At 70.8% G+C, this 22,508-nt stretch carries 21 protein-coding genes; 7 read left to right on the top strand and 14 right to left on the bottom strand.

Annotated elements, in window-relative coordinates; translation table 11 throughout:
• Window positions 1-45: 45 nt before the first annotated feature.
• Window positions 46-555, top strand: a complete 510-nt coding sequence (locus VMR06_RS13425) for a hypothetical protein (RefSeq protein ID WP_325377095.1) — start codon at window positions 46-48, stop codon at window positions 553-555.
• Between the two features lie 18 nt (window positions 556-573).
• On the opposite strand, the gene VMR06_RS13420 is transcribed toward VMR06_RS13425, so the two are convergent.
• Window positions 574-1,407 carry a polysaccharide deacetylase family protein gene (locus VMR06_RS13420; protein WP_325377092.1) on the bottom strand — a complete coding sequence of 278 codons (834 nt, stop codon included), beginning with the start codon at window positions 1,405-1,407 and terminating at the stop codon, window positions 574-576.
• A 120-nt stretch (window positions 1,408-1,527) separates the two neighbouring features.
• Here VMR06_RS13420 and VMR06_RS13415 point away from each other — a divergent pair, with 120 nt between their 5' ends.
• The 4 genes from VMR06_RS13415 to VMR06_RS13400 are packed head-to-tail and all read left to right on the top strand — an operon-like array spanning window position 1,528 to window position 4,469.
• Window positions 1,528-2,700 carry an acyl-CoA dehydrogenase family protein gene (locus tag VMR06_RS13415; RefSeq protein WP_325377088.1) on the top strand — a complete coding sequence of 391 codons (1,173 nt, stop codon included), beginning with the start codon at window positions 1,528-1,530 and terminating at the stop codon, window positions 2,698-2,700.
• A 59-nt stretch (window positions 2,701-2,759) separates the two neighbouring features.
• Window positions 2,760-3,308: a pilin gene (locus VMR06_RS13410; RefSeq protein ID WP_325377085.1), complete on the top strand. Its 549-nt coding sequence runs from the start codon at window positions 2,760-2,762 to the stop codon at window positions 3,306-3,308.
• Window positions 3,309-3,318: 10 nt separating this feature from the next.
• Window positions 3,319-3,870 (top strand): GNAT family N-acetyltransferase, encoded by a 552-nt coding sequence (locus tag VMR06_RS13405; protein ID WP_325377081.1) that lies wholly within the window; start codon window positions 3,319-3,321, stop codon window positions 3,868-3,870.
• Entirely contained in the window at window positions 3,867-4,469 is a 603-nt protein-coding gene (locus VMR06_RS13400; RefSeq protein ID WP_325377079.1) for a glutathione S-transferase family protein, read from the top strand. Before VMR06_RS13405 ends, VMR06_RS13400 begins: the two co-directional genes overlap by 4 nt.
• A gap of 34 nt (window positions 4,470-4,503) precedes the next feature.
• Here VMR06_RS13400 and VMR06_RS13395 read toward each other — a convergent pair whose 3' ends face one another.
• The gene (locus VMR06_RS13395) at window positions 4,504-6,843 is read right to left on the bottom strand and encodes a serine/threonine-protein kinase (RefSeq protein WP_325377076.1); all 2,340 of its coding nucleotides are present in this window, start codon (window positions 6,841-6,843) and stop codon (window positions 4,504-4,506) included.
• A gap of 91 nt (window positions 6,844-6,934) precedes the next feature.
• On the opposite strand from VMR06_RS13395, the gene VMR06_RS13390 reads away from it, so the two are divergent.
• The gene (locus VMR06_RS13390; RefSeq protein WP_325377072.1) at window positions 6,935-9,214 is read left to right on the top strand and encodes a thiamine pyrophosphate-dependent enzyme; all 2,280 of its coding nucleotides are present in this window, start codon (window positions 6,935-6,937) and stop codon (window positions 9,212-9,214) included.
• Between the two features lie 89 nt (window positions 9,215-9,303).
• Window positions 9,304-9,852, top strand: a complete 549-nt coding sequence (locus tag VMR06_RS13385) for an NADPH-dependent FMN reductase (RefSeq protein WP_325377070.1) — start codon at window positions 9,304-9,306, stop codon at window positions 9,850-9,852.
• Window positions 9,853-9,917: 65 nt separating this feature from the next.
• Here the strand turns inward: VMR06_RS13385 and VMR06_RS13380 are convergent, their stop codons facing one another.
• The 12 genes from VMR06_RS13380 to VMR06_RS13325 form a co-directional block, all read right to left on the bottom strand.
• The gene (locus tag VMR06_RS13380) at window positions 9,918-10,754 is read right to left on the bottom strand and encodes a hypothetical protein (RefSeq protein WP_325377067.1); all 837 of its coding nucleotides are present in this window, start codon (window positions 10,752-10,754) and stop codon (window positions 9,918-9,920) included.
• A gap of 380 nt (window positions 10,755-11,134) precedes the next feature.
• Window positions 11,135-12,298 carry an MraY family glycosyltransferase gene (locus tag VMR06_RS13375; RefSeq protein WP_325377065.1) on the bottom strand — a complete coding sequence of 388 codons (1,164 nt, stop codon included), beginning with the start codon at window positions 12,296-12,298 and terminating at the stop codon, window positions 11,135-11,137.
• Between the two features lie 105 nt (window positions 12,299-12,403).
• Complete coding sequence (locus VMR06_RS13370) at window positions 12,404-13,570, bottom strand: glycosyltransferase family 4 protein (RefSeq protein WP_325377063.1); 1,167 nt, start codon at window positions 13,568-13,570, stop codon at window positions 12,404-12,406.
• Window positions 13,567-14,604, bottom strand: a complete 1,038-nt coding sequence (locus VMR06_RS13365; protein ID WP_325377061.1) for an EpsG family protein — start codon at window positions 14,602-14,604, stop codon at window positions 13,567-13,569. Before VMR06_RS13365 ends, VMR06_RS13370 begins: the two co-directional genes overlap by 4 nt.
• Window positions 14,604-14,885: a hypothetical protein gene (locus VMR06_RS13360; RefSeq protein ID WP_325377059.1), complete on the bottom strand. Its 282-nt coding sequence runs from the start codon at window positions 14,883-14,885 to the stop codon at window positions 14,604-14,606. The genes VMR06_RS13365 and VMR06_RS13360 overlap by 1 nt, the downstream gene beginning before the upstream one ends.
• Window positions 14,882-15,961 carry a glycosyltransferase family 4 protein gene (locus tag VMR06_RS13355; protein WP_325377057.1) on the bottom strand — a complete coding sequence of 360 codons (1,080 nt, stop codon included), beginning with the start codon at window positions 15,959-15,961 and terminating at the stop codon, window positions 14,882-14,884. Before VMR06_RS13355 ends, VMR06_RS13360 begins: the two co-directional genes overlap by 4 nt.
• Window positions 15,949-17,154 (bottom strand): glycosyltransferase family 4 protein, encoded by a 1,206-nt coding sequence (locus tag VMR06_RS13350; RefSeq protein ID WP_325377055.1) that lies wholly within the window; start codon window positions 17,152-17,154, stop codon window positions 15,949-15,951. The genes VMR06_RS13355 and VMR06_RS13350 overlap by 13 nt, the downstream gene beginning before the upstream one ends.
• Complete coding sequence (locus VMR06_RS13345) at window positions 17,151-18,281, bottom strand: glycosyltransferase (RefSeq protein WP_325377053.1); 1,131 nt, start codon at window positions 18,279-18,281, stop codon at window positions 17,151-17,153. The genes VMR06_RS13350 and VMR06_RS13345 overlap by 4 nt, the downstream gene beginning before the upstream one ends.
• The gene (locus VMR06_RS13340) at window positions 18,278-19,183 is read right to left on the bottom strand and encodes an FkbM family methyltransferase (RefSeq protein ID WP_325377051.1); all 906 of its coding nucleotides are present in this window, start codon (window positions 19,181-19,183) and stop codon (window positions 18,278-18,280) included. Before VMR06_RS13340 ends, VMR06_RS13345 begins: the two co-directional genes overlap by 4 nt.
• Entirely contained in the window at window positions 19,173-20,525 is a 1,353-nt protein-coding gene (locus VMR06_RS13335; protein WP_325377049.1) for an oligosaccharide flippase family protein, read from the bottom strand. The genes VMR06_RS13340 and VMR06_RS13335 overlap by 11 nt, the downstream gene beginning before the upstream one ends.
• Window positions 20,522-21,886: an O-antigen ligase family protein gene (locus tag VMR06_RS13330; protein ID WP_325377047.1), complete on the bottom strand. Its 1,365-nt coding sequence runs from the start codon at window positions 21,884-21,886 to the stop codon at window positions 20,522-20,524. The genes VMR06_RS13335 and VMR06_RS13330 overlap by 4 nt, the downstream gene beginning before the upstream one ends.
• A gap of 87 nt (window positions 21,887-21,973) precedes the next feature.
• Entirely contained in the window at window positions 21,974-22,381 is a 408-nt protein-coding gene (locus VMR06_RS13325; RefSeq protein WP_325377045.1) for a hypothetical protein, read from the bottom strand.
• Between the last annotated feature and the right edge of the window lie 127 nt (window positions 22,382-22,508).

Genomic DNA, 22,508 nt, shown 5'->3' with positions numbered 1-22,508 from the left:
TCCCTCTTTCACCGCTACGCTTCATCCTTCACCCAAGGTCATGCCATGCCTGCACTTCCCGCTCCGCTCGACGCCTTCCTGACGGTCACCGAACTGGACGAAGGCGCGACCAGCTTCGGGCCGATGTTCCAGCACAAGTTTCGCGAGACGATTCCCGACTTTCCGTGTCATCTGGGCGTCTTCCTGCGCCTGGACGGCCCGCGTCTGATCCCGCTGTCGTATCTGCATTTCCGGCCGTTCGGCGACATCATGCTGGTCGGCGGCGGCTGTACCGACGGGCGCGCGTTCGCGCACATGACGCCGGAGCAGTGTGCGCAGGTGAAGGCCGCCGGCGGCATCCTGCTGCATAACCTGCGTTACGGATTCGAGCGTTTCGCCGACCGCTGCGACGCGTTCTTCGGCTACTGCGGCGACCCGCGCGCGTACGAGGTGGACATGCAGGCGGGCTTCGTGCCGACGCCGCACGAGCGCCTGATCGCGCGCTGGCACAAGCCGCTGGACGAGCTGCGCCGGCGCGCCCTGATCGCCAAGGCGCACGCGATCGGGCCGTTCTGAAAGCGCGCGCCGGCGCGCTCAGGCGCGCATCGCGTCCTGCAGGATCGCCTGCAGGGCCTGCGGCGACTTCCAGTGCCAGCCGCAGATGTAGCGCGGCAGATTCCAGCGGTCGGCGTCGAGGGTGACCGGGCAGGCGCCGTCGCTGAATGCCGCCTCGATACCGTGCGCGTCGCCGTGCTGCGGCAGGTACTCGCGGTGCACGTACTCGGGAATGTGGCCGAACGGATAGCAGAACAGGCGGGCGCGGTGCGGCGCGACGCGCGCGTCGATGTAGCGGCCGGCCGCGGCGATCTCGGCATCGGCACGCACGCGGTTGTCGACCGCCAGGAACGAGCCGCGCGGCATGCCGTCGGCGCCGGGGCCGGGCACGTCGGCATGGTTGTGGTCCCAGCTGTGGTTCTCGATCGCGATCCGGCCGGATCGCTGCGCCGGCGGCCACCAGTCCTCGCCCATCCAGTCCAGGCCGAACAGCGCGCCGCGGTCGATGTGCGCGCGCGCCTCCGGCGAGGCGATCACGAACGCGGTCAGGTGCAGCTGCGGCTGCCGCTCCGGTCCGCGCTCGGCGACGAAGTCGGCCATGCAGTTGAACAGGCTGCGCTGCGCGCCGTGCACCGGATGGACGACGTCGTGGAAATCGAGGATCGGGCCGTCGTCGCAGCTCAGCGCGACGCAGCGCGAGAGGTCGCGCCGGGCGCGGCCGAGCCGCTGATCGACGACCCACTGCAGTGGGATCACGCGCAGGCCCAGATCGTCGATCAGCCGCAGGTCCTCGGCGAAGGCGACGTGGTCGTTGCAGGCGTAGTCGTTGCCGGCGATGTTGACGGCGTGATAGGTCAGGACCGGTACGTGCATGATCGGGAGCGGGCGGGCCGGGGCGAACGGTCCGCCATCATACGGGGTCGGCCCGGGCCGGCGCCGGCCCGCGCGGGCTTGGCCTACAATAGCCGGTTCATTCCCACCGGACAGACCCGCATGGCCACGTCGCCGCTGAACCCCGCCGACCTCTACGACGTCCGCTCGCTGCTCAGCGACGAAGAACGCATGGTGCAGGACACGGTGGCGCGCTTCACCGACGAGCGCGTGCTGCCGATCATCGGCGACTGCTTCGACCAGGGACGCTTCCCGGCCGAGCTGATTCCGGAGATGGCCGAGCTCGGCCTGCTCGGCTCGAGCCTGCCGGTCGAATACGGCTGCGCCGGCATGAACGGCGTCAGCTACGGCCTGGTCTGCCAGGAGCTGGAGCGCGGCGATTCGGGCCTGCGCAGCTTCGCCTCGGTGCAGTCCTCGCTGTGCATGTACCCGATCTACGCCTACGGCAGCGAGGAGCAGCGCCGCCGCTGGCTGCCGGACATGGCCGCCGGCCAGGTCATCGGCTGCTTCGGCCTGACCGAGCCGCAGGGCGGCTCGGACCCCGGCAGCATGCGCACGCACGCGAAGAAGGACGGCGCCGACTGGATCCTCAACGGCTCGAAGATGTGGATCACCAACGGCAACCTGGCCCACATCGCGATCGTCTGGGCGCAGACCGACGAGGGCATCCAGGGCTTCGTCGTCGAGAAGGACTTCCCCGGCTACGCCGCGCAGGAAATCCACAAGAAGATGAGCCTGCGCGCGTCGGTGACCTCGGCGCTGTACTTCGACAACGTGCGCGTGCCCGACGCCAACCGCCTGCCGAACGTCAAGGGCCTGAAGGGTCCGCTCGGCTGTCTGACCCAGGCCCGCTACGGCATCACCTGGGGCCCGATCGGCGCGGCGATCGCCTGCTTCACCGAGGTGCTGGAGTATTCCAAGAGCCGCATCCTGTTCAAGCAGCCGATCGCGGCGCGCCAGGCCGTGCAGATCAAGCTGGCCGAGATGGCGCGGCGGATCACGCTGGCGCAGCTGCTCTCGCTGCAGCTCGGCCGGCTCAAGGATGCCGGCACGATGCAGCCGACCCAGGTCTCGCTGGCCAAGTGGAACAACTGCCGCATCGCGATCGACATCGCGCGCGAGGCGCGCGACATCCTCGGCGGCGCCGGCATCACGACCGAGCACTCGCCGATCCGCCACGCGCTGAACCTCGAATCGGTCATCACCTACGAGGGCACCGAGACCGTGCACCAGCTCGTCGTCGGCCGCGAGCTGACCGGTATCAACGCGTTCTGAGCCGAGCCGGTGCCGGCGCCGCGTCGGCACCCTGCGCCCTGATCGACGGCAGTTCCGGCATGCGCCACGCGCTGATCACGTTCGTCTCCAGCCTGCTCGGCGTGCTGGCGGCGCTCCTCGCCTACCGGTATCTGGCGCCGCTGCTGCCGGGCACGGCCGTGACGGCGCTGGCCGCGAGCGCCGATCCGCTACGGCCGCCGGCCTTGCGTCCCGGCCAGGCGCTCGACGAGACGATGATCGGCGAGGAGCGCGCGATCGAGGCGATCCGCGGCGACCTGATCGCGATCGCCGGCGTCAAGACCGCCGTGACCGAGTACCACCACGTGCACGGCCGCATGCCGGCGAGCAATGCCGAGGCCGGCCTGCTCGACGCGCAGGCGTATCGCGGGCGCAGTCTGCGCGCGCTGTCGGTCGGCCCGGGTGGCCGCATCGAGCTGGTCTTCGACGCGCTGTCGGGCCGCGACGGCGGCGTGATCGCCTTCGTGCCCGATCTGGCCGCAGCCGGCGCGGTCGGCGTGATCTGGCGCTGTACGACGGCCGACTATCCGCGCATCGTCCGCACCCTGCCTTCGTGCGAGTATCGCGCTGCGGATTCGACCGCGCCCTGAGCCCTGTGTCGTGAGCCCGAACACCGTCAAACTCGAGACCGAGCGGCTGATCCTCAGGCCGCCGATCGCCGAAGACTTCGAGGATTTCGCGGCCTTCTGCGCCGACGCCGACACGATGCGCCATCTCGGCGGCGTGCAAGTGCGACCGGTCGCCTGGCGCAGCTTCGTCGGCGTCGTCGGCAGCTGGCACGTGCGCGGGTATGCGTTCTTTTCGGTGATCGAGAAGGCCACCGGCCGCTGGGTCGGGCGGCTCGGGCCGTGGCAGCCGGAAGGCTGGCCCGGCACCGAGATCGGCTGGGGCATCGCGCGCCCGTACTGGGGCCGCGGCTACGCGCCGGAAGCGGCCGCGGCCGCGACCGACTGGGCGTTCGGCGCGCTCGGCTGGACCGAGGTCATCCATACGATCGGCGCCGACAACCTCAGGTCCAAGGCGGTCGCGGCCAAGCTCGGCTCGCGCTATCTGCGCCAGGGCCGTCTGCCGGCGCCGCTCGACCTGGACGTGGAGATCTGGGGACAGACCCGCGAGGCATGGCGGGCGCGCCGCACGGGCCTGCCGGCATGATCACGGTCCACGGCCATCGCGCCTCGGGCAACTCGTACAAGGTCCAGCTGCTGCTCGACCATCTGGCGCGTCCGCACCGCTGGCACGAGGTCGACAGCAGCGCCGGACAGACGCGCAGCGCGGCGTTTCTCGCGCTGAACCCGAACGGCAAGGTGCCGGTGCTCGAGCGCGAGGACGGCAGCGTGCTGGCCGAGTCCAACGCGATCCTGTGCTGGCTCGCCGACGGCACCGCCTATCTGCCGGCCGATCCGTGGCGGCGCGCGCAGGCGCTGCAATGGCTGTTCTTCGAGCAGTACAGCCACGAGCCCTACGTGGCCGTGGCGCGCTTCATCCGCCGCTACCTGCCCGAGGATCATCCGCGCCATGCCGGCCTGCCGCAGCTGATCGAGCGCGGCCATCAGGCGCTGGCGGTGATGGAACGGCATCTGGCCGATCGCGATTTCTTCGTCGAGGGCGGCTACGGCGTCGCCGACATCGCCCTGTTCGCCTACACCCACGTCGCTGGCGAAGGCGGCTTCGAGCTCGGCCCTTATCCGGCGATCGGCCGCTGGCTGGCCCGCGTCCGCGCCCAGCCGGGCCACTCGCCGATGCGCGGCTGAGCGGCGGGCCGCGGCGTCCGGCCGGGCACTGCGATCAGGGCGGCGGTTCGGCGTAGCGGGCGGCGTCGCCGGGCCGGTTCCAGGCCGTGTACAGCTCGCGCAGCGCCTCGCGGCTCGCCGGCAGGCGGCTGTTGCCGGGGCCGTGCGTGGCGATCTTGAGCTCGATCGAGCGCAGCAGGTCCTGCTCGGCCTCGGCGTAGCGGCCTAGCCGCGTCCTGGCCTTGCCGATGCCGGTCAGGATCTCGCCCTTGATCGGATGCGGCTCGGGGTACAGACGCTCGGCCGTCGCCAGCACCGCCTGCTGCTCGGCCAGCGACTCGTCGGCGCGGCCAGCATCGAGCAGCCAGTTGGCGTAGTTGTGCGCGGTCGCGACCGAGTTCGGATGGTCCGCGCCGTAGTGGCGCAGATGGCCTTCCTTCGCGCGCAGGTAATACGGTCCGGACTCCTCGATCTTGCCCTGCTGGCGCAAGGCGCCGCCGAGATTGCCGACGATCATCAGCGTATTGCCGTTGTCGGGGCCGTGCTGGCGCTGGTACGGCTCGAGCAGGCTGCGCAGCTCGCGCTCGCCGTCGGCGAAGCGGCGCGCCTGCAGGTAGAACACCGCCAGGCTGTTGCGCATCGACAGCGTGGCCGGGTGATCGGCGCCCAGCGCCGCGCTGCGCCGCGCGATCAGGTCGCGCAGCATCGCGATCGCCTCGTCGAAGCGGTCCAGATCGGCCAGCGTGATCGCCAGCGTGACCTCGGCATCGATCGTGTCGCCGTGATCGGCGCCGAGGCCGCGGCGCAGCCCCTCGCTGGCCTGCGTCAGCTCGGCCCGCGCGTCCTGCGGCCGGCCCAGGCCGCGCAGCGTGATGCCGAGCTGATGGCGCAGCCGCAGCGTCGAGGGCGCGTCGGCGCCGTCGCGGGCCGCGGTCGCGGCGACCGCCGGCCGCAGCAGCGTCTCGGCGGCATCGGCCTTGCCGGACTGCAGCAGCGCCGCCGCGTAGTTCGGCAGCGCCGCCGACGCCTGCGCGCTGTCGCGGCCGTGGTCGGCGACCGCCGCCTCGTAGGCGCTTCCGGCGTGCTCGAGCGCCCGCGCGTAGTCGGCAAGGCGCAGATAGCTGCCGGCGATCACGTCCTGGATCTCGGCCAGCACCTCCGGCTGCGCGGCGAGCTCGCGCGTCGCGCGCGCGGCCGCCTCGTCGAGCACCTGGCGCAGCAGCGTCTTGTCGAGGTCGCGCGCGATGTCCGGATCGACCCCGGACAGCACGCTCGAGAGGAACTGCGCGGTCGCGCGGCTGCGCTCGGCCTCGCGCTCGGCGCGCGCCAGCGACCACAGCGTCGCGGCGAGACCGGCGACCACGGCCAGCGTGATCGCCGCGCCGAACGCGACGCCGGCCCGATGGCGCCGGATGAACTTGCGCAGCCGGTAGCGGTGCGTCCGCGGCACGGCCTTGAGCGGGCGCTGCCACAGGTAGCGCTGCACCTCGTCGGCCAGCGCCGCGGCCGAGTCGTAGCGGCGGTTGCGATCCGGATCGAGCGCGCGCGCCAGCAGATGCCGCAGCTCCAGCGGCACGATCCTGAAGTCCGGGTCGACCGCCTTCTCGATCGAGGCGCGCAGGCGCGCATGCAGCTCGCTCGGGCGCTGCGTCGGCTCGCCGTGCGCCCGGCCGTCGGGCAGCAGCAGGCGCAGCAGGATCATGCCGAGGCTGTAGACGTCGCTGCGCGCATCGATCGCCGCATGTCCCTGCGCGAACTGCTCGGGGCTCATGTAGTCGGCGGTGCCGGCGCGCAGCACCGACCCGGTGCCGCTCTCGTCGACGCCGATCGCGATGCCGAAGTCGATCAGTTTCGGCTGCGGCTGGCCGTCGATCTCGGTCACCAGCACGTTGTCGGGCTTGAGGTCGCGATGCACGATGCCGCGCTCGTGCGCGTGCTGTACGCCGCGCGCTAGCGTCGCGAACACGCGCAGACGGGTCGCCAGATCGGGCCGGCCCTGCCGGTGCCAGACGCTCAGCGAGACGCCGTCGACGTACTCCATCGCGAAGTAGGGATAGCCCTGCGCGGTGCGGCCGGCGTCGTAGACGCGCGCGATCGCCGGATGCTCCATTCGCGCCAGCGCCTGGCGCTCGATCTCGAAATAGGCCAGCGCCAGGGTGTCGGCGATCTGGCGGCGGATCAGCTTGACCGCGACGCGGCGCCGGATCGGCTCGACCTGCTCGGCCAGGAACACCTGGCCCATGCCGCCTTCGCCGATGAAGTCCAGCAGCGTGTACGGGCCGATCCGCGCGCCCGGACCGACCTCGCTCGCGGCCGCGGCCGGTGCCGGGCCGGGGGCCGGATCGAGGAGGTGGGTGCGGTCGTCCGCGCCGGGCGACGTGCCGGATGCTGCCATGTTCTAGCCCCTGTCGTCGTGCGCCGATGCCCAGTCGCGCCGCACCGGCGTCTACAATAACGGGCTGACGCCCCGACTCCAAACCTCGTCCATGGCCGCTCTTCCGACCCCGTCCGTTCCCGCCATCGCGGCCCGCCACCGCGGCCTCAACCGCGCCGAGATCTGCGATCAGAACTTCGTGGAGTTCGTCCGCGACTGGCAGGGCGAGGCCGCAGAGCGGCCGCAGCCGCAGGCGCCGGTCCTGCCGGGCGGCGCCTGCCGCGCGGCCGATTTCGTCGAGCTGTTCGAGTCGCAGCTGATCTCGCGCCATCTGGACCTGATGGCACGCGTGCTGCGCGTGCGCAACAAGGTGTTCTACACGATCGGGTCGAGCGGACACGAGGGCAATGCGCTGGTCGCGCGGCTGACGCGGCACACCGATCCGGCATTCCTGCACTACCGTTCCGGCGCGTTCATGGCCGAGCGCTTCCGCAAGCTGCCGGGCCTGGACCCGATCATGGATTCGGCGCTGAGCTTCGCGGCCAGCCAGGACGATCCGGCCTCGGGCGGGCGGCACAAGGTCTGGGGCAGCAAGCCGCTGTGGGTGCTGCCGCAGACCTCGACGATCGCCTCGCATCTGCCCAAGGCGCTCGGCACCGCGATCGCGATCGAGCAGGCGCGGCGCATCGGCCACACGCTGCCGGTGCCGTCCGATTCGATCGCGATCTGCTCGTTCGGCGATGCCTCGTCGAACCATGCCACCGCGCAGACCGCGTTCAACGCGGCGGCCTGGACCGCCTACCAGAAGCTGCCGGCGCCGGTACTGTTCGTCTGCGAGGACAACGGCATCGGCATCTCGGTCAAGACGCCGGACGGCTGGATCGCGCGCAACTTCGCCGAGCGCCGCGACCTCGACTACTTCTATGCCGACGGCCTCGACCTGGCCGAGGGCTATGCCGGCGTCGAGCGCGCGGTCGAGCACTGCCGACGCACGCGGCGGCCGACGTTCCTGCATCTGCGCACGACGCGCATCATGGGCCACGCCGGCACCGACTTCGAGATCGAGTGGCGCAGCGTCGAGGAGCTGGTCCAGGTCGAAGCCGGCGATCCGCTGCTGCGCTCGGCCGCGATCGCGCTGGCCTCGGGCCTGTACACGCGCGAATCGCTGCTCGCGCTCTACGAGGACATCCGCGCCCGGTGCTTCGCCGCGGCCGAGGAGGCCGACCGCCGTCCGAAGCTGACCGCGCTGGCCGACGTGATCGCGCCGCTGGCGCCGTACTCGCCCGAGGCGGTCGCCGCCGAGGCCGCGCGCAGCGCCGACGAGGCGCGCCGCGCGGCGGTGTTCGGCGGGGCCGACAAGCTGCCCGAGCGGCTGCCGCCGCGGCATCTGGCGATCCAGATCAACCAGGCCCTGCACGACCTGTTCTGCAAGTATCCGGACGCGCTGCTGTTCGGCGAGGACGTCGCGCAGAAAGGCGGCGTCTACACGGTGACCAAGGGCCTGCACAAGGCGTTCAAGGGCGCGCGCGTGTTCAACACGCTGCTCGACGAGACGACGATCCTCGGCTTGGCCCAGGGCTACGCGACGATGGGCATGCTGCCGCTGCCGGAGATCCAGTACCTGGCCTACTTCCACAACGCCTGCGACCAGATCCGCGGCGAGGCCGCCTCGCTGCAGTTCTTCTCGAACGGGCAGTACCGCAACCCGATGGTCGTGCGCATCGCCGGCCTCGGCTATCAGAAGGGCTTCGGCGGCCACTTCCACAACGACAACTCGATCACCGCACTGCGCGACATTCCGGGCCTCGTCGTCGGCTGCCCGAGCCGCGGCGACGACGCCGCGACGATGCTGCGCACGCTGGCCGCGCTGGCGCGCGTCGACGGCCGTGTGAGCGTGTTCCTCGAGCCGATCGCGCTGTACATGACCAAGGATCTGCACGAGGCCGGCGACGGCCAGTGGCTGTTCCCGTACCCGGCGCCGGATCAGGCGATGGCGCTCGGCGAGGGCCGCGTCTACGCGCCGGAGGCCGAGGACCTGGTGATCTTCACCTACGGCAACGGCGTGCCGATGAGCCTGCGTGCCGCGCGCGAGATCCAGGCCCGGCACGGTTGGCAGGTGCGCGTGGTCGACCTGCGCTGGCTGGTGCCGCTCAACGAGGCCTACGTGGCCGAGCAGGCGCGCTCGGCGCGGCGCATCCTGGTCGTCGACGAGGGCCGTCACTCGGCCGGCGTCGGCGAGGGCGTGATCACCGCGATCGTCGAGGCCGGCCTCGGCGCGGTGCCGCTGCGCCGCGTCGTCGGCGTCGACACCTATACGCCGCTGGCCGGTGCGGCACTGCTGGTGCTGCCGGGCGACGCCGACATCGTCGCGGCGGCCGATACGCTGGCCTGAACGCAGTGCCGGGCGCCCGTTCGGGGTGCGCGCGCGAGCCGCGTTGACGCGGTAGGCTGGCCGTTCCCGTCCCGTCAGGAGTGCATGCCATGAGCACGATCAAGATCGCCGTCTTCGTCGGCAGCCTGCGTCCGGAATCGATCAACCGCCGGCTCGCGCTGGCGATCGAGAAGCTCGCCCCGTCCTCGCTCGCGTTCGAACCGATCCAGATCGGCGATCTGCCGCTGTACACGCAGGCCTTCGACGGCGACTATCCGGCGCCGTGCCAGCGTCTCAAGCAGCAGGTCGAGGCCGCCGACGCGCTGCTGTTCGTGACGCCCGAGTACAACCGTTCGATCCCCGGCGTGCTCAAGAACGCGATCGACATCGGTTCGCGGCCCTGGGGCACCAACTCGTTCGCCGGCAAGCGCGCCGCGGTGATCGGCGCATCGCCCGGCGCGATCGGCAGCGCGCTGGCGCAGCAGCACCTGCGCAACGTGCTGTCGTATCTGGACGTGAACACGCTGCCGCAGCCGGAGGTCTATCTGCAGTTCAAGGACGGCACGATCGACGCCGACGGCACGATCGGCAGCGAGGGCACGCGCAAGTTCCTGCAGGACTTCGTCGACCGCTACGCGGACTGGGTCGGGTCAGCCTGACCGGCTCCCGGCCCGAAGACGCATCCAGACATCAGCCGGATCAACGACTCGTTCCAAAGCTGGATTCAACTGGGGACGCATCTGAGCGTGAGGTTGACCAGATCCCATGTGCACGACACGCGATTGCCGTTGCCGCGAGAGACCGGGATGCCCATGCTGATCAGGTGGCGAATGAATTGATCGCGAGCGTAACCGCTTGCGAAGTTGTACTGCCCCTGATACTGCGACTGGTTGGATTGTGGAATTGCGACGCCATTGGAGTCGCGCGCCGAGTCGGGCACGATCTCGAAAGTGCTGTCTTCGGTTTTGAACTTGACCGAAATCTTCGAGCCATCCTGGAAGATGATCTCGACGATGAATGCATTGCTTGGCAGGATTTGCAGTGCTGCCAACAGGCTGTGGGCAATGGCAGCGCTGTACTGCTGGAGGATGTGGTTGTTCGAGTAGCCGGTTCGGAGCCAGTCGTACAGCGCCTGCCGCTCCGGATAGCTGCCCAGGAATTCGTAGACCGTCCCACCACCCGAGGATGGTGACTCGTCCCGCAAATCGACCACCGTGTTTCCCAGCGCGTATCCGTTGGACACGTAGAAGGTGCGGACAGCCTGGAACGCCTGCAGCGTCAAGTTGTCGACGCCGACTTCCTCGATGACCAGCGCGCCATTGCCGGGGCATGCGCCCGGAATATTCTGCGTCTGCGATCCGCCGTTGACGACTTCGTTGGAGCAGGTCACCGAGTAACCCCGGATGACCCCCGCGTTCAAGTCGTACACCCGGTGCTGTCCATATCCGGCCGCCAGCGCTTGGCTCGAGAACTGTGCGGCGGTGCAGCCTGTGCAGCTGACGTCGTTGGCCTGAGCCAAGGAAGCCGCGGCGAGTAGAAAAATACAGAAAAGACGCTTCACGATTGCGTTCACTCCCTGTGATTGGAGACGCGAAATTCGGCCCGTGCCCGCGAGGGCTCCTTCTAGCCGCGCAAGAGTCTAGGAAGGCTCTCGGGAGGGGGCAAGCATTGCGCGCTGCAGCTTTCAGCCCTCGCCGAGCCGCCGTACCTGCTCGCGCAGTGCCCTCCAGCGTCGTCGTGAAGTCGGTCAGGCGCTGGCGTTCCTGTTCGACCACGACCGCCGGCGGGTGCACGGCGCATCGGCCGGACGGCACGCTTCCAGGCCGCCGCGCAGCGATCGCCGCGGTGCGGTCGAGGCAGACTCAGGCGATGCATGCCTTCACGAGCGATCGATCAACGGGCGGTGATCGGGTGTGCCCGCGCAGGGCATGCGGGACCGGGCTATCGTTTCGGCAGGCGCGCGGGCCGCACCGGCGGCGGGGCCTGGAGCCGGACCGGCGGTGTGCCAGCGTGCAGCGGATGGGCGATACCGAGCCGCCGCCGCATTCTTCCGAACAGCGCGACGGCGCGCGGGCGGCGCGCGCTGATCGCGTACCAGGCGACGCAGGCCGCGATGAATGCGATCAAGAGTGCTGATTGCGGAACGCCCAGGTGCAGGGCCTGATCGGCCGCGAGACCGCAGATCAGACTCGCCACGGTCAGGACCAGGGCACACTGGGTCGGTCCGAAGCCGCCGTCCTGCATCAGGTGATGGACATGCTCCCGGCTGGCCGAGAACGGCGAGCGTCCCTGGCTCATGCGCCGCACGGTCAGCACCAGACAATCGATGATCGGCACCGGCAGCAGCCACAGCGCCAATACCGGCGCCACCGGATAACGCGGATTCTGGGTCAGACGGAAGCAGACCCAGGCGATCAGCAGGCCGAGCAACGCACTGCCTGCGTTGCCCATGAACGCCTTGGCGCGGACCTGCCACGGAAAGCGCATGTTGTAGAGCAGGAACGCCGCTACCGCCGACGCTGCCAGCAGCGCGTGCCGCGCCAGCCCCGAATTGCCGATGCGCGCTGCCGCCAGGGCCAGCATCAGCAGGGCGGCGGCGACCAGCAGGCCCGCCAGGCCGTCGGCGCCGTCGATCATGTTGACGGCGTTGATGATGCCGACGGTCGCGAAGACCGTGAACGGGACGGCGAAGACGCCGAGCGACACGCGCTCCTGGCCGAACAGCGTGCCCAGATGCTCCACGCGGATGTCGGCGCCGTAGATCATGATCAGCGCAGCCCCGATCTGCGCGAGGATGCGCCAGTACCAGCGTACGTCGCAGCGGTCGTCCCAGAGGCCGACCGCGCTCAGCACGATCGCGGCCAGCGAGAACGAGACCATGGTGGTCGGAGCGGAGCGGCCCAGATCCCAGATGCTGATCAGCAGCACGCCGGCCAGCATCGCGACGCCGCCGGTGACCGGCGTGGCATAGGCGTGATCCTTGCGGCCGTGCGGCAGGTCGAGCAGTTTCCACTGCAGCGCCAGCGGATGCAGCGCCTTCAACAGCACGCCCGTGACGATGAAGATCGATGTCGCCTCGAGCGTGTATTCCAGCAAAAGACTCATGTCGCCTCCGCAAGTCGACGACGTCGCCCGATGCTATCGAAACCTCATCCGCCGAAACCGGCTGGAGTTCACTGTTTTCCCGTCGATTCGGCGAAATGGACTTTTTTATCTGTATACATTGCGGTGCGTCGAGCCGATCAGCTCGCGATAGACCGCGAGCGTGCGCTCGATCACGATGCGTTCGTCGAACGTGCTCGACGCCTTGATGCGCGCCGCCCGGCCGAGGCGTGTCGCCAAGTCCGGGTCGTCGTGCAGGCGGGCGATCGCGCCGGCGAGTGCGGCGGCGTCTCGGGGCGGCACCCGCAGGCCGTCCACTTCGTGCTCGACCACGTCGCGGCAGCCCGGCACGTCGGTGGTGATCAGCGGCTTGGCGCAGGCGGCGGCCTCGATCAGGCCTTTGGGCAGGCCCTCGCGATAGCTCGGCAGCACCACCAGATCGACCGTGGCCAGCAGTGCCGGCATGTCCTCCACATGGCCGAGCCAGCGCAGCACGCCGCTCGCGTCCCATTCGCGCACGGTCGCCTCGGGCACCGCGGCCGGATTGCCGGGATCGGGCTCTCCGGCCAGCAGACACTCGATCGCACGCCCCTGCGCGTGCAGCAGGCGCGCGGCCGCCGCGTATTCGGCCACGCCCTTGTCCCACAGCAGGCGAGCCGCCAGCAGCACGCGAAACGGCGCGCGCGGCGGGCCTCGCATCGGCTCCGGCACGAATCGCGTGCAGTCCACGCCCGAGCCCGGGATCAGCACGATGCGGCGGGCGTCGGCCAGGCGGGCCTCGCGGAACAGTTTCGCGTCGTCCGGATTCTGAAGAATCACCCGGGCGTTCGCGCCGTCGAATGCCGCGCGCATCAGCCCGCGCAGCGGCGGGCGCAGCAGGCGCGCCTTGAGGTCGGTGCTGGTGAACACGTAGCCCATGCCCGCCACGGCGCTGATCCGCGCCGGGACGCGCGCCATTCGCGCGGCCAGCGCGCCGTAGACGGCGCATTTGATCGTGAAGCCGTGGACGAGGGCGGGACGCTCGCGGCGGAACAGCGCGGCCAGATGCAGCAGCAACCGTGCCTCGCGCAGCGGATTGAGGCTGCGGCGGCTCATCGGCACCGGCTGCCAGCGCAGGCCTTCGGCCTCCAGCCGTGCGCCGTAGGGACCCGCGGGAGACAGCAGCACGACCTCGTACCCGGCCTCGCGCAGCGCCAGCGCCAGCGCCCGGCGGAAGTTGTACAGATACCAGTCGGTATTGGCGAACAGCACGATCTTCACGGCCGCAGCGCTCACGGAGCCATCCACCGGTACGGAAGCCAGTACTGCGCGTGGCTGGCGAAGTGCAGCCAGACGAACAGCACCGCGGCATAGTACGCGGCGATCGCCAGCACCAGCAGCGTCCGCGCCCGCGCGCTGCCGGTCAGGCGCGGCAGCCGCGAGAACACGAACAGTTGCAGCGGAATCAGATACAGGGCGATGCGGTCGACCGCGGTGGACGCCAGGCCGACCAGCGGCACGCACGCCAGCGCGAACGCCGCCATCCACAGCCAGAGCCGCCGCTCCTGCCGCTCCGGTGCCAGCTGGCGCCGGAACGCGATCAGCAGCAGCGCCGGGACGGCGTTCATCGCCACGCGGATCGCACCGCCCTGCGACTGGTACTGCGCTTCGACGTAGTTGACCCAGAGCGCCTCGGCCGTATCGGCCAGCAGCAGGTAGTAGGTCAGTGCGGTCGCAACCGTCACCAGGACCGCCGTCAGGATGCGGTTGCGCGTGGCGGCCAGCGCCGCGATCGGCATCAGCAGCACGGCCGATTTGTGGAACAGCGCCGCTACGGCGATCCAGCCGATGAAGCTGCGCGGCCTTCCCCGGCCCAGCGCGGTCAGCCCCAGCAGTGCGAAGCCGAGCGCGACCGACTGCCGCGTATAGCCCATGCCGACCACGATCAGCATGTACGGAACCGCGGCCAGCAGGGCCAGCCACGGATGCGGCTGGCTGCGGCAGAACACGACGGTGCCCCACATCAGCACCATCGCGCACAGCAGATTGACCAGATAGATGTCGGCGCCGAGCCGGCCGACCCACCAGTTGAGCAGATAGTAGCCGGGGTCCGAACGCGTCAGGACTTCCGCCAGCGTCTGGCGCTGGGTATCGAGGAAGTGCGGCAGATAGTTGAACCAGTCGCCGCCGACCTCGTGGCGCAGCCCCATCATCGCCGCGAACAGCAGGCCGACCGCCACCCAGACCCAATAGGCCTGGCGCGCCGGCAGGCGGCGCGGCTGCAGCACGGCCCAGACCGGCACCAGAAACATCAGCCAGTACGGCCACATCAGCGCGGCCCCGCTGACGGTGCGAGGTCCGCCTCGCGTCCCGGGTCGGTGCGGCGCGCCCGGGCGCTGCGGCAGCGCGCCGCTGTAGTCGAGCGATGCGACGCGGCCGGATCGCCATGGACGATACGGGACGGCGGCCACGCCGCATCGGCGCGCGTCGCCTGGCGCCTTGCGCCGTCCGCCGCATTCGACGGCGGCCGCACCGCCGCCGCGGACCGGCACGGTGAGCGTCGATGCACGCGGCGGCGCGCCGGGACCGGATTCTCGAGCGCCTCGCTCATGCGACCGATTCCGCACGGGCGGTAAGGCGCAGCAGCTCGATCAGCCGGCCGGCCTGTACCTGCAGCGAGTAGTGGCGCTCGACCAGCGCGCGTCCGGCTTCGCCCATCCGCCGACGCAGCGACGGATCGGCGGCCAGCCGGGCGATCGCTTCGCTCCATTGCGTGACGTTGGCGGCCAGCCAGCCGCGTTCGCCGTCGGCGACCAGCTCGACGTTGATGCCGACCGGCGAAGCGACGACCGGCAGCCCGCATGCCATGTACTGGATCAGCTTGTAGCCGCACTTGCCGCGCTCCCAGGGGCCGTCGGGAAGCGGCATGATGCCGATGTCGCACTGCCGCAGCTGCTCCGCCTCGGTCGACTCGTGCCACGGCACGGCTTCGAAAGGCGTCCCCTCCACCTGGTCGGGGCGTGCGCCGATCGCCACGCAGCGGATGCGTCCGGCAGCCTGCAGCGATGCCAGCGGCTTGGCCACCGCCCGAAGATAGCCGGCCGTCGACGGCGAACCGATCCAGCCCACCACGACGGTCCGTCCGTCCGGCGCACGCGGGGACGGCAGCGGATAACGCGTCAGGTCGACGACGGTCGGCAGCCGCGCGACGTGGCGGCAGCCGGCAGCTCGCGCGTGCGCTGCCAGGTAGTCGTTGCCGGCGGTGACCAGATCCGCACGGCGCATCAAGCCGTCGATCTTCGAGCCGAGCACGGTTCTGACCCAGCGCGAGCGATGGGTGTCGTAGCGATGGAACAGCGCATCGTCGTAGTCGAGCACCAGACGCGTGCCGCGGCCCAGCAGTGCGCGTTCCAGCCATCCGGGCAGCCAGGGCCAGGCTTCCTTTTCGATCCAGATCAGATCGTAGCGGTCTGCATGGCGCAGCCGCCGCCAGCGCCGCAGATAGGCGGCGGCGACGCCGGCCGGCGCGATATGGCCGGTGTAGAGGCCCCGGACGTAGCCGTCGTCGAGCAGCGACGAGACCTCCGTCTCGATGCCCGCCGCGCGCAGGGCGGGCAGGTACTGCAGCGAACGCAGCCGGCTGCTCGCGCCGAGCGGACCGTAGCGGGTCAGCATCAGCAATCGCATGGGCGGCTTTCCTGGACGCTGCGATACACCGCCCGATAGCGGGCGACGCCTTCGTCCAGCGAAAAATGGCGATGGGCCGCCTCGACGCAGCGCGCCCGGATCGTCGGGTCGCGCAGCAGCTCGAGCAGGGCGTCGATGCCGTCGCGCAATGCGTCGGGCTCGAGATCTGTCACGGCCACGCCGGCCTTTTCGCCGTGCAGGATGTCGGTCAGGTCACCGACGCCGGCATTGGTCAGGCACGGCACCCCGCAGCCGAGGAACTCGCCGAGCTTGGTCGGCGCGGAGGCCTGCTTGGAGAACACCGGCTTGATGAAGAAGACGCCCGCGTGCATGCGCGCCATCTGCTGCGGCACCTGTGCGGGAGACGCTTCGCGCAGTTCGACGGACGCGTCGGGAATGCCGCCCTCGCTCAGGCAGCGGCGGATGTAATCGTGCTCGTTGCGATTCAGGATCAGCAGCCGGGCCCGCGGCAGGTGCGATCGGAGCGCCGCGAAGCTCGCGACCACCGCGTCGAACCGGTACCAGGTGCCGGCCGAGCCGACGTAGCCGAGCACGAAGTCCGCCTCGGGCGGCGAGGACGGACGGAACCGGTTCAGGTCGGCACAGGTGGGAATGACCGTGACCGGCGGCATGCGGCCGCGCAGGTAATCGAAGCGCTCCATCTGCCGCACCGCAGCCTGCGTCAGCGATACGACGTGATCGGCGGCGAGCAGGAGGCGGCGTTCGAAGCGCTTGCCGATCCGATAGAGCAGGCCGTCGCGCGGCCACAGGCCGCCGTCGACGCGCTCGTCGACCCAGAATCCGCGCATGTCGAAGACGAAGCGCGCGCCGGTCAGCCGCTTGAGTGCCAGCGCCATCACCGCCGGCACGTAGCTGCGTGCATGGACGATGCCGATGCGCGCGCGCGGGATCAGCCACAGGCCGAACGCGATGCCGCGAACGGCGTCCCAGGCAGTGGCCAGCACCGAGAGGCGCTTGTGGTATCGCAGCGGACGCCAGCGGATGCCGGCGGCGCGCACGCGCGCGGCGAGCGCTTCGCGGGCGGCACGGTCGCGCCAGTCGGCCGGCTTCTCGAAGCTCAGCAGGTGCACCTCGCGGTCGGCCGCCAGCCGTTCCAGATAGGCGAGCACTTGTGACTGTCCGAGCGGTTCGAGCAGCCCGTCATAGGTGATGTAGAGCACCGGTGCGTTCATGCCGGTGCCTCGCAGGCCTGCGGCAGCAGCAGCCGCAGATAGGCCGCGCCGATCCGCTCCGGCAGAAAATCGCGCGCCCGCGCGATCAGCGCCGCGCGATCGTGCGTGGCCTGCAGGGTGTCGAGGATCGCGGCGGCGAGCGCGTCGGGGTCGCCCATGCGCACGAGGCGTCCATGGCGTCCGCCGGCGAGGATTTCGCGCGGTCCGGACGGGCAGTCGGTGCTGACGACCGGCACCCCGTGAGCAAGCGCTTCGACGATCACGTTGCCGAAACCCTCGTGCCGCGAGGACAGCACGAAGACGTCGGCCTGCCGGTACCAGCCGGTGGGATCGGCGCTGAAGCCCGCCAGCGACACGCGGCCGCTCAGTCCGCTGTCGCGGATGTGGCGTTCGAGCTGGCTGCGCAGCGGACCGTCGCCGACGATGCACAGCGTAGCGTTCAGTCGTTCCGGCAGACGCGCGAAGGCGTCGATCAGCAGGACATGGTCCTTGACCGCCTTCAGGGTGCCCACGTTGAGGATCAGCGGGCCGGCGCGGCGGCGGGCCGGTACCGGTGCCGTATCGCCGGGCGTCGCGTCGTCGATGCGTCCTGCCGATGGATTGTGGACGATCTCGAAGCGGCGCACGGGCAGGCCGGACAGCCTCGACAGGTCGGCCGCGACGCCCGCGGAGACGGCGATCCGCGCAGCCGCCAGCCGATAGCTCAGTGCCATGCTCGCGCGCAGCGCGAGCCGGTGCAGCCGGCCGCGATCCTGGTAAGCGTCCGACAGCATCGCGTGATCGCTGACCACGACGCGCACGGCCGGCAGCAGCGAACGCGCCGCGATCACGGCCGCCACGGTCAGCGGCCACATCGCGGCCAGCAGCGCGTCCGGCCGCGTCCGGCGCAGGTAGCGACGGAGCGGCACGAGCACGCCGCGGATCCGCGGCGCGCCGAGCACCACCAGGCGTGCGCGCTCGGGAAGCGCGTCGCGCAGCGCGCCTTCGTCGCGCATCACCACGAAATCGACGTCGCAGCCGCGCGCCAGCCACACCTGCGCCAGCACAATGCGCATCCGCTCGACACCGCCCGGACGCAGATCGGGCAGCAACACGGCGATGCGGGGCCGCGCCGCGGATTCGCTCATGCGCGCGGCCTGCTGGCCAGGCGGTTGTTGCCGTCGATCGCGCGGATCGAAAAGCCGAGTCCGGCCAGCAGCGCGTCGACCGGCTCGAGCGCCGGCGTGGCATTGCCCCAGGCTTCGTAGATCAGATGATCGAGCCGGCCCAGCAACGCGGACGCGCCTTGCAGGGCGCCCAGTTCGGCACCCTCCAGGTCCATCTTCATCAAGCGCACCGGTCCGCTGCGCGGCACGATCTCGTCGAGCGTGACGGTCGACACCGTCACGCGTGCGGCCTGCCCGTCCGCTGCGGCGGTGTCGACGAGCCGCGCCTTGCCGTACTTGCCCGCTTCCACCTGTGCCGTGACGGCGAGTCCTCCGGTGCGGTCGAGTGCTTTGCGGACCAGCGTGACGTTGTCGAGCCGGTTGAGACGGATGTGGCGTTCGAGCCGGTCGGCGGTATCGGGCATCATCTCCACGGCGATCACGCGTCCGCCGGCGCCGACGCGCTGCGATGCCAGGATCGTGTAGACGCCGATGTTCGCGCCGGCGTCGACGAAAGTGTCGCCGGCGTGCAGCAGGGCGGCGATGGCACGGAACACGCCCTGCTCGCGCCATGGCAGCACGTGCCACAGATCGTCCGAGTGCGCGCGCAGCATGAAACGGCCCACGCCCGGCACATGCACCTGGGCATCTGCGAGCAGGACCGGATCCTGCCATTGCAGCGGCGTGCGCAGCGACAGGACGATCGACGCGAACGCCGACCGGACCAGGATCCAGCGGTCGCTCCAGCCGACGCCGCGCACCTGCCACAGGATGACCGGCCAGCGGCCCACCCGTTGCAGGTAGTGCAGGCACGCGCGCAGGCCGCGCCGCACCGTGCGCGGCAGCAGGGCTTTCAGGCGTGGCCGCAGACGCTCACGCCACATCGTGGTGCCTGCTGCGAAGCAGCGCGACGACGCGCGTGTCCTGGCCGAGCTGCGTACGCGCGGCGTGCCAGAGCAGGGCGTTCCAAGCGGTCGATGCCAGCACGCTGGCGACCGCCGCTCCGGTGGCGCCGCCCGCCCAGATCAGCGGCGGCAGGAGCACGGCGAGCAGCACCAGCGCGATCGAGGATGCCCGCGTCACCTGCTGCTGATGTCCGGTCATGTTGAGCAGCGTGGCGTTGGCGCCGAAGAACGCGCTGGCTGCGACGCCGGCGCCGAGGATCGCCAGCGGCGCGGCGCTGGCGGCATAGGCCGGACCGAACAGCAGGCCGATCAGCGACTCGCCGGCTGCCAGGAACGGCAACCAGAGCAGGACGACGCCGATCAACATGCCGCCGGCGATGCCGCCGAGCAGGCGCTGCAGCCGGTGCGCGTCGCCGAGCGCATGCAGACGCGACAGCGTCGGCGCCGCCGCGATGTTGAACAGCGTGACCGGCACGGCCAGCAGCAGAGCGGTCGAACTGGCGACCCGGTAGAGGCCGACCGTCGCCGCCGGCGCCATCAGGCCGAGCACGAGGATCACCAGATGCGCCTGCAGCACGCGCATGCCCTCGGTCAGCGCCATCGGCACCGCACTCGTCCACCAGACGCGCGCGTCGGCGCGGCCGCGTACCTGGGAGACCTCGGCCGGCAGCCGGCGCAGCGCCATCAGCAGTCCGGCGCCCAGCGCGATGCCGGCCGCGGCCGAGCCCAGCGCCATCGCGACCGGCGCCGTCAGCGGGCCGTAGAGCGCCGAGGCGACGAACAGCAGCGCGCAGAACGCGGCCGGTCTCAGCACGACTTCCGATATCTGGCCGCTGACGACGTGGTGCAGGCCGCGCAGCGTCGCGCCGGCGACGTTGCCGAGTGCGGTCAGCGGAACCAGTGCCAGTCCGGCCAGCAGCGCCGCGTTCGTGCCCGGCATCAGATCGCGGCCGTAGCCCCACGTCCAGGCGACGATCGCCGTCGCGATCAGCAGCGACGTCCAGAGCACGGTACGGACCGACCAGCCGATGACGCCGCGCAGACGGGCCCAGTCCGCTTTCGCCTGCGCCGAGGCGACCTCGCGCGTCAGCAGTTGCGGCAGGCCCAGTTCGGTCGGCACGGTCAGCAGCGCGATGATCGACATCGCCATGCCGTAGATGCCGTAGCCGGCGGTGCCCAGGCCGCGAGCCAGCTGCACGCCGACCAGAAACCCCAATGCCATGCCGCCGAGGCGCAGGCCGGCGCTGCCGGCCACCGCACGCGCGAGCGCCAGCCCGCTGCCCGGACCGGCATCGCCGCTCAGCAGCGCCCGGATCGTCATGCCGAAATGGCGCGGCGCTGCGATCGGACGGACCCGCCCGCCGCCTCGGCGGCGGCCATGCCGGCCAGGGCGGCCGCGACCGCCAGCAGCGCGGGCGTGCGCAGCGGATAGTCGACCGTGGAGTGCGCCAGGATCGCCAGCAGCGCGATCAGCGCGGCGACGCCGTCGGCGCGCTCCGCGGCGCGGCGCAGTGCCAGGCCGCGTGCGGTGAGCGCGAGCGCGACGGCCGCGAGCGCCATCGCCACGAGCGCCGGTACGCCGGCTTCCAGCCACCACTGCAGATACTCGTTGTGGGCATGGTTGACGTAGTCGCGCATCAGCAGTTCCCGCGGCGCTTCCTGCTCGAATACTCGCACGAAGCTGCCGATGCCGCTGCCGGTCGGCGCGAAGCGCGCGGCCACCTCGAGCGTCGTCGCGCGCAGCGGGCCGCGCAGGTCGCCGATCGCATCCAGGCCCATCCAGCGCAACGCGACCAGGCCGCCGATCAGAACGATGGCGCCGATGCCGGCGGCGGTCGCGCTCGCGCGCCGGCCGCGCCCGGACGGCCACAGACATACCGCCGTTGCGCCCAGGGACAGCATCAGCAGGATCACCCCGGCGCGGGAGCCGGTCAGCGGCACGGCACACGCCGTCAGCAGCAAGGCCAGCGCCGGAACATAGGCGCGCGCGTAGCGTCGGTGGCCGCTCGCGGCCTGCGGATCGAGCGCCGCCGCGAGACGGCCGGCAGCGAGCGTGGCGCCGATCACCAGCAACGTGGCCTGATGGTTGGGATTGGCGAAGAAGCCGCCGAGCGCCGGCCGCCACTGCGGAAACGGATTGAGCGCGTGGTCGGCCGGCAACCCGAGCTGGACGATGCCGAGCAGCAGGCTGAGCAATGCGAGCGCGATCAACAGCCACGGCAGGCGGCGGTGCAGGCCCTGCGGCGCCGCGAGACAGAGCAGGAAGATCGCCAGGGCCGGCAGCAGCGCGCAGGCCGCTGCCAGCGTGTTCCACGGCGACAGCGAGATGCGCCGGATCGACGCCGCCACGCCCATTCGCTCCAGGTCCGCCTCCAGCGCGGCCCGTCCCGCGACTGCAGCGGCCGGATGGCCCGGCAGCGGCAGCCATTGCAGCAGCGGCAGCGCGATCAGCAGCAGGGCCAGAGCGATCCAGACCCGTGTCGACACGGCCAGCTGCGGTTGGCCGAGCAGGCGATGGACGGCCCAGCCGATCAGCGGCAATGCGAGCAAAGGTGCCAGCGGCGGGCCGGCGTCGGCGGGATGCGAGCTACCGCCGGTTGCCACCGCTATCGTCAGCAGTGCACCGAGCGCCCATAGCGTCAGCGCCGTCTCCCGGCGCCCGGCGAGCAGCGAGCCGGTCATGGGCGACGCGATGCCCAACACCGGGACGCGCCGCCGGGGATGGCGTTCGTTCCGGTGTCGGCGTGTCGAGGCGTCGGAATCGGTCGCTCAGCGGCTGATCGGCTGCGCGTCGTCGTCATGCGCATCGGCGACGACCGCGATCACGCCCGCCACCGCAACGCCGGTGATCAGCGCGCCGGTCCGCAAGCCGACGCTGCCACCCGATGCGGCCACGGTGCCGGCCGCGCAGGTCGGCGCTACCGCGTAGACGCCGGGCGCGGTCAGCTCCCGGCTGCAGCCGTCGCCGTAGATCAGACGGACCGATCCTTGATCGGACAGCATCACGCGGTCGCCGGCATTCAGCCGCGCACCACTGGCGGCCGGAGCGAACGGTCCGCCCCGACTGGTCATGACGGTGCCCGATTCGACCTGCAGCGTCACCTGGGTTTCCTGGCCGGTGGCGATGGTCGCCGAGAACATCGTGGCAACCGCCAGCAATATGCGCTTGGAATCCATGGGCCGACCTCGCTGTGCAGCAGTACCTGGGAGCGTGCCATCGGTTCGACGCTGAACGCCGGCGGATGGTCGCTGGTCGAGGCTAGTCCAGCCCCCGGGCGATGGCAAGCGACGCGGTCCCGGATTG

It is taken from the genome of Dokdonella sp. (assembly GCF_035511235.1).
Lineage (GTDB): Bacteria > Pseudomonadota > Gammaproteobacteria > Xanthomonadales > Rhodanobacteraceae > Dokdonella.
Note: the sequence above shows the minus strand (reverse complement) of the source record. Positions and strands in the feature narration are given on the sequence as shown.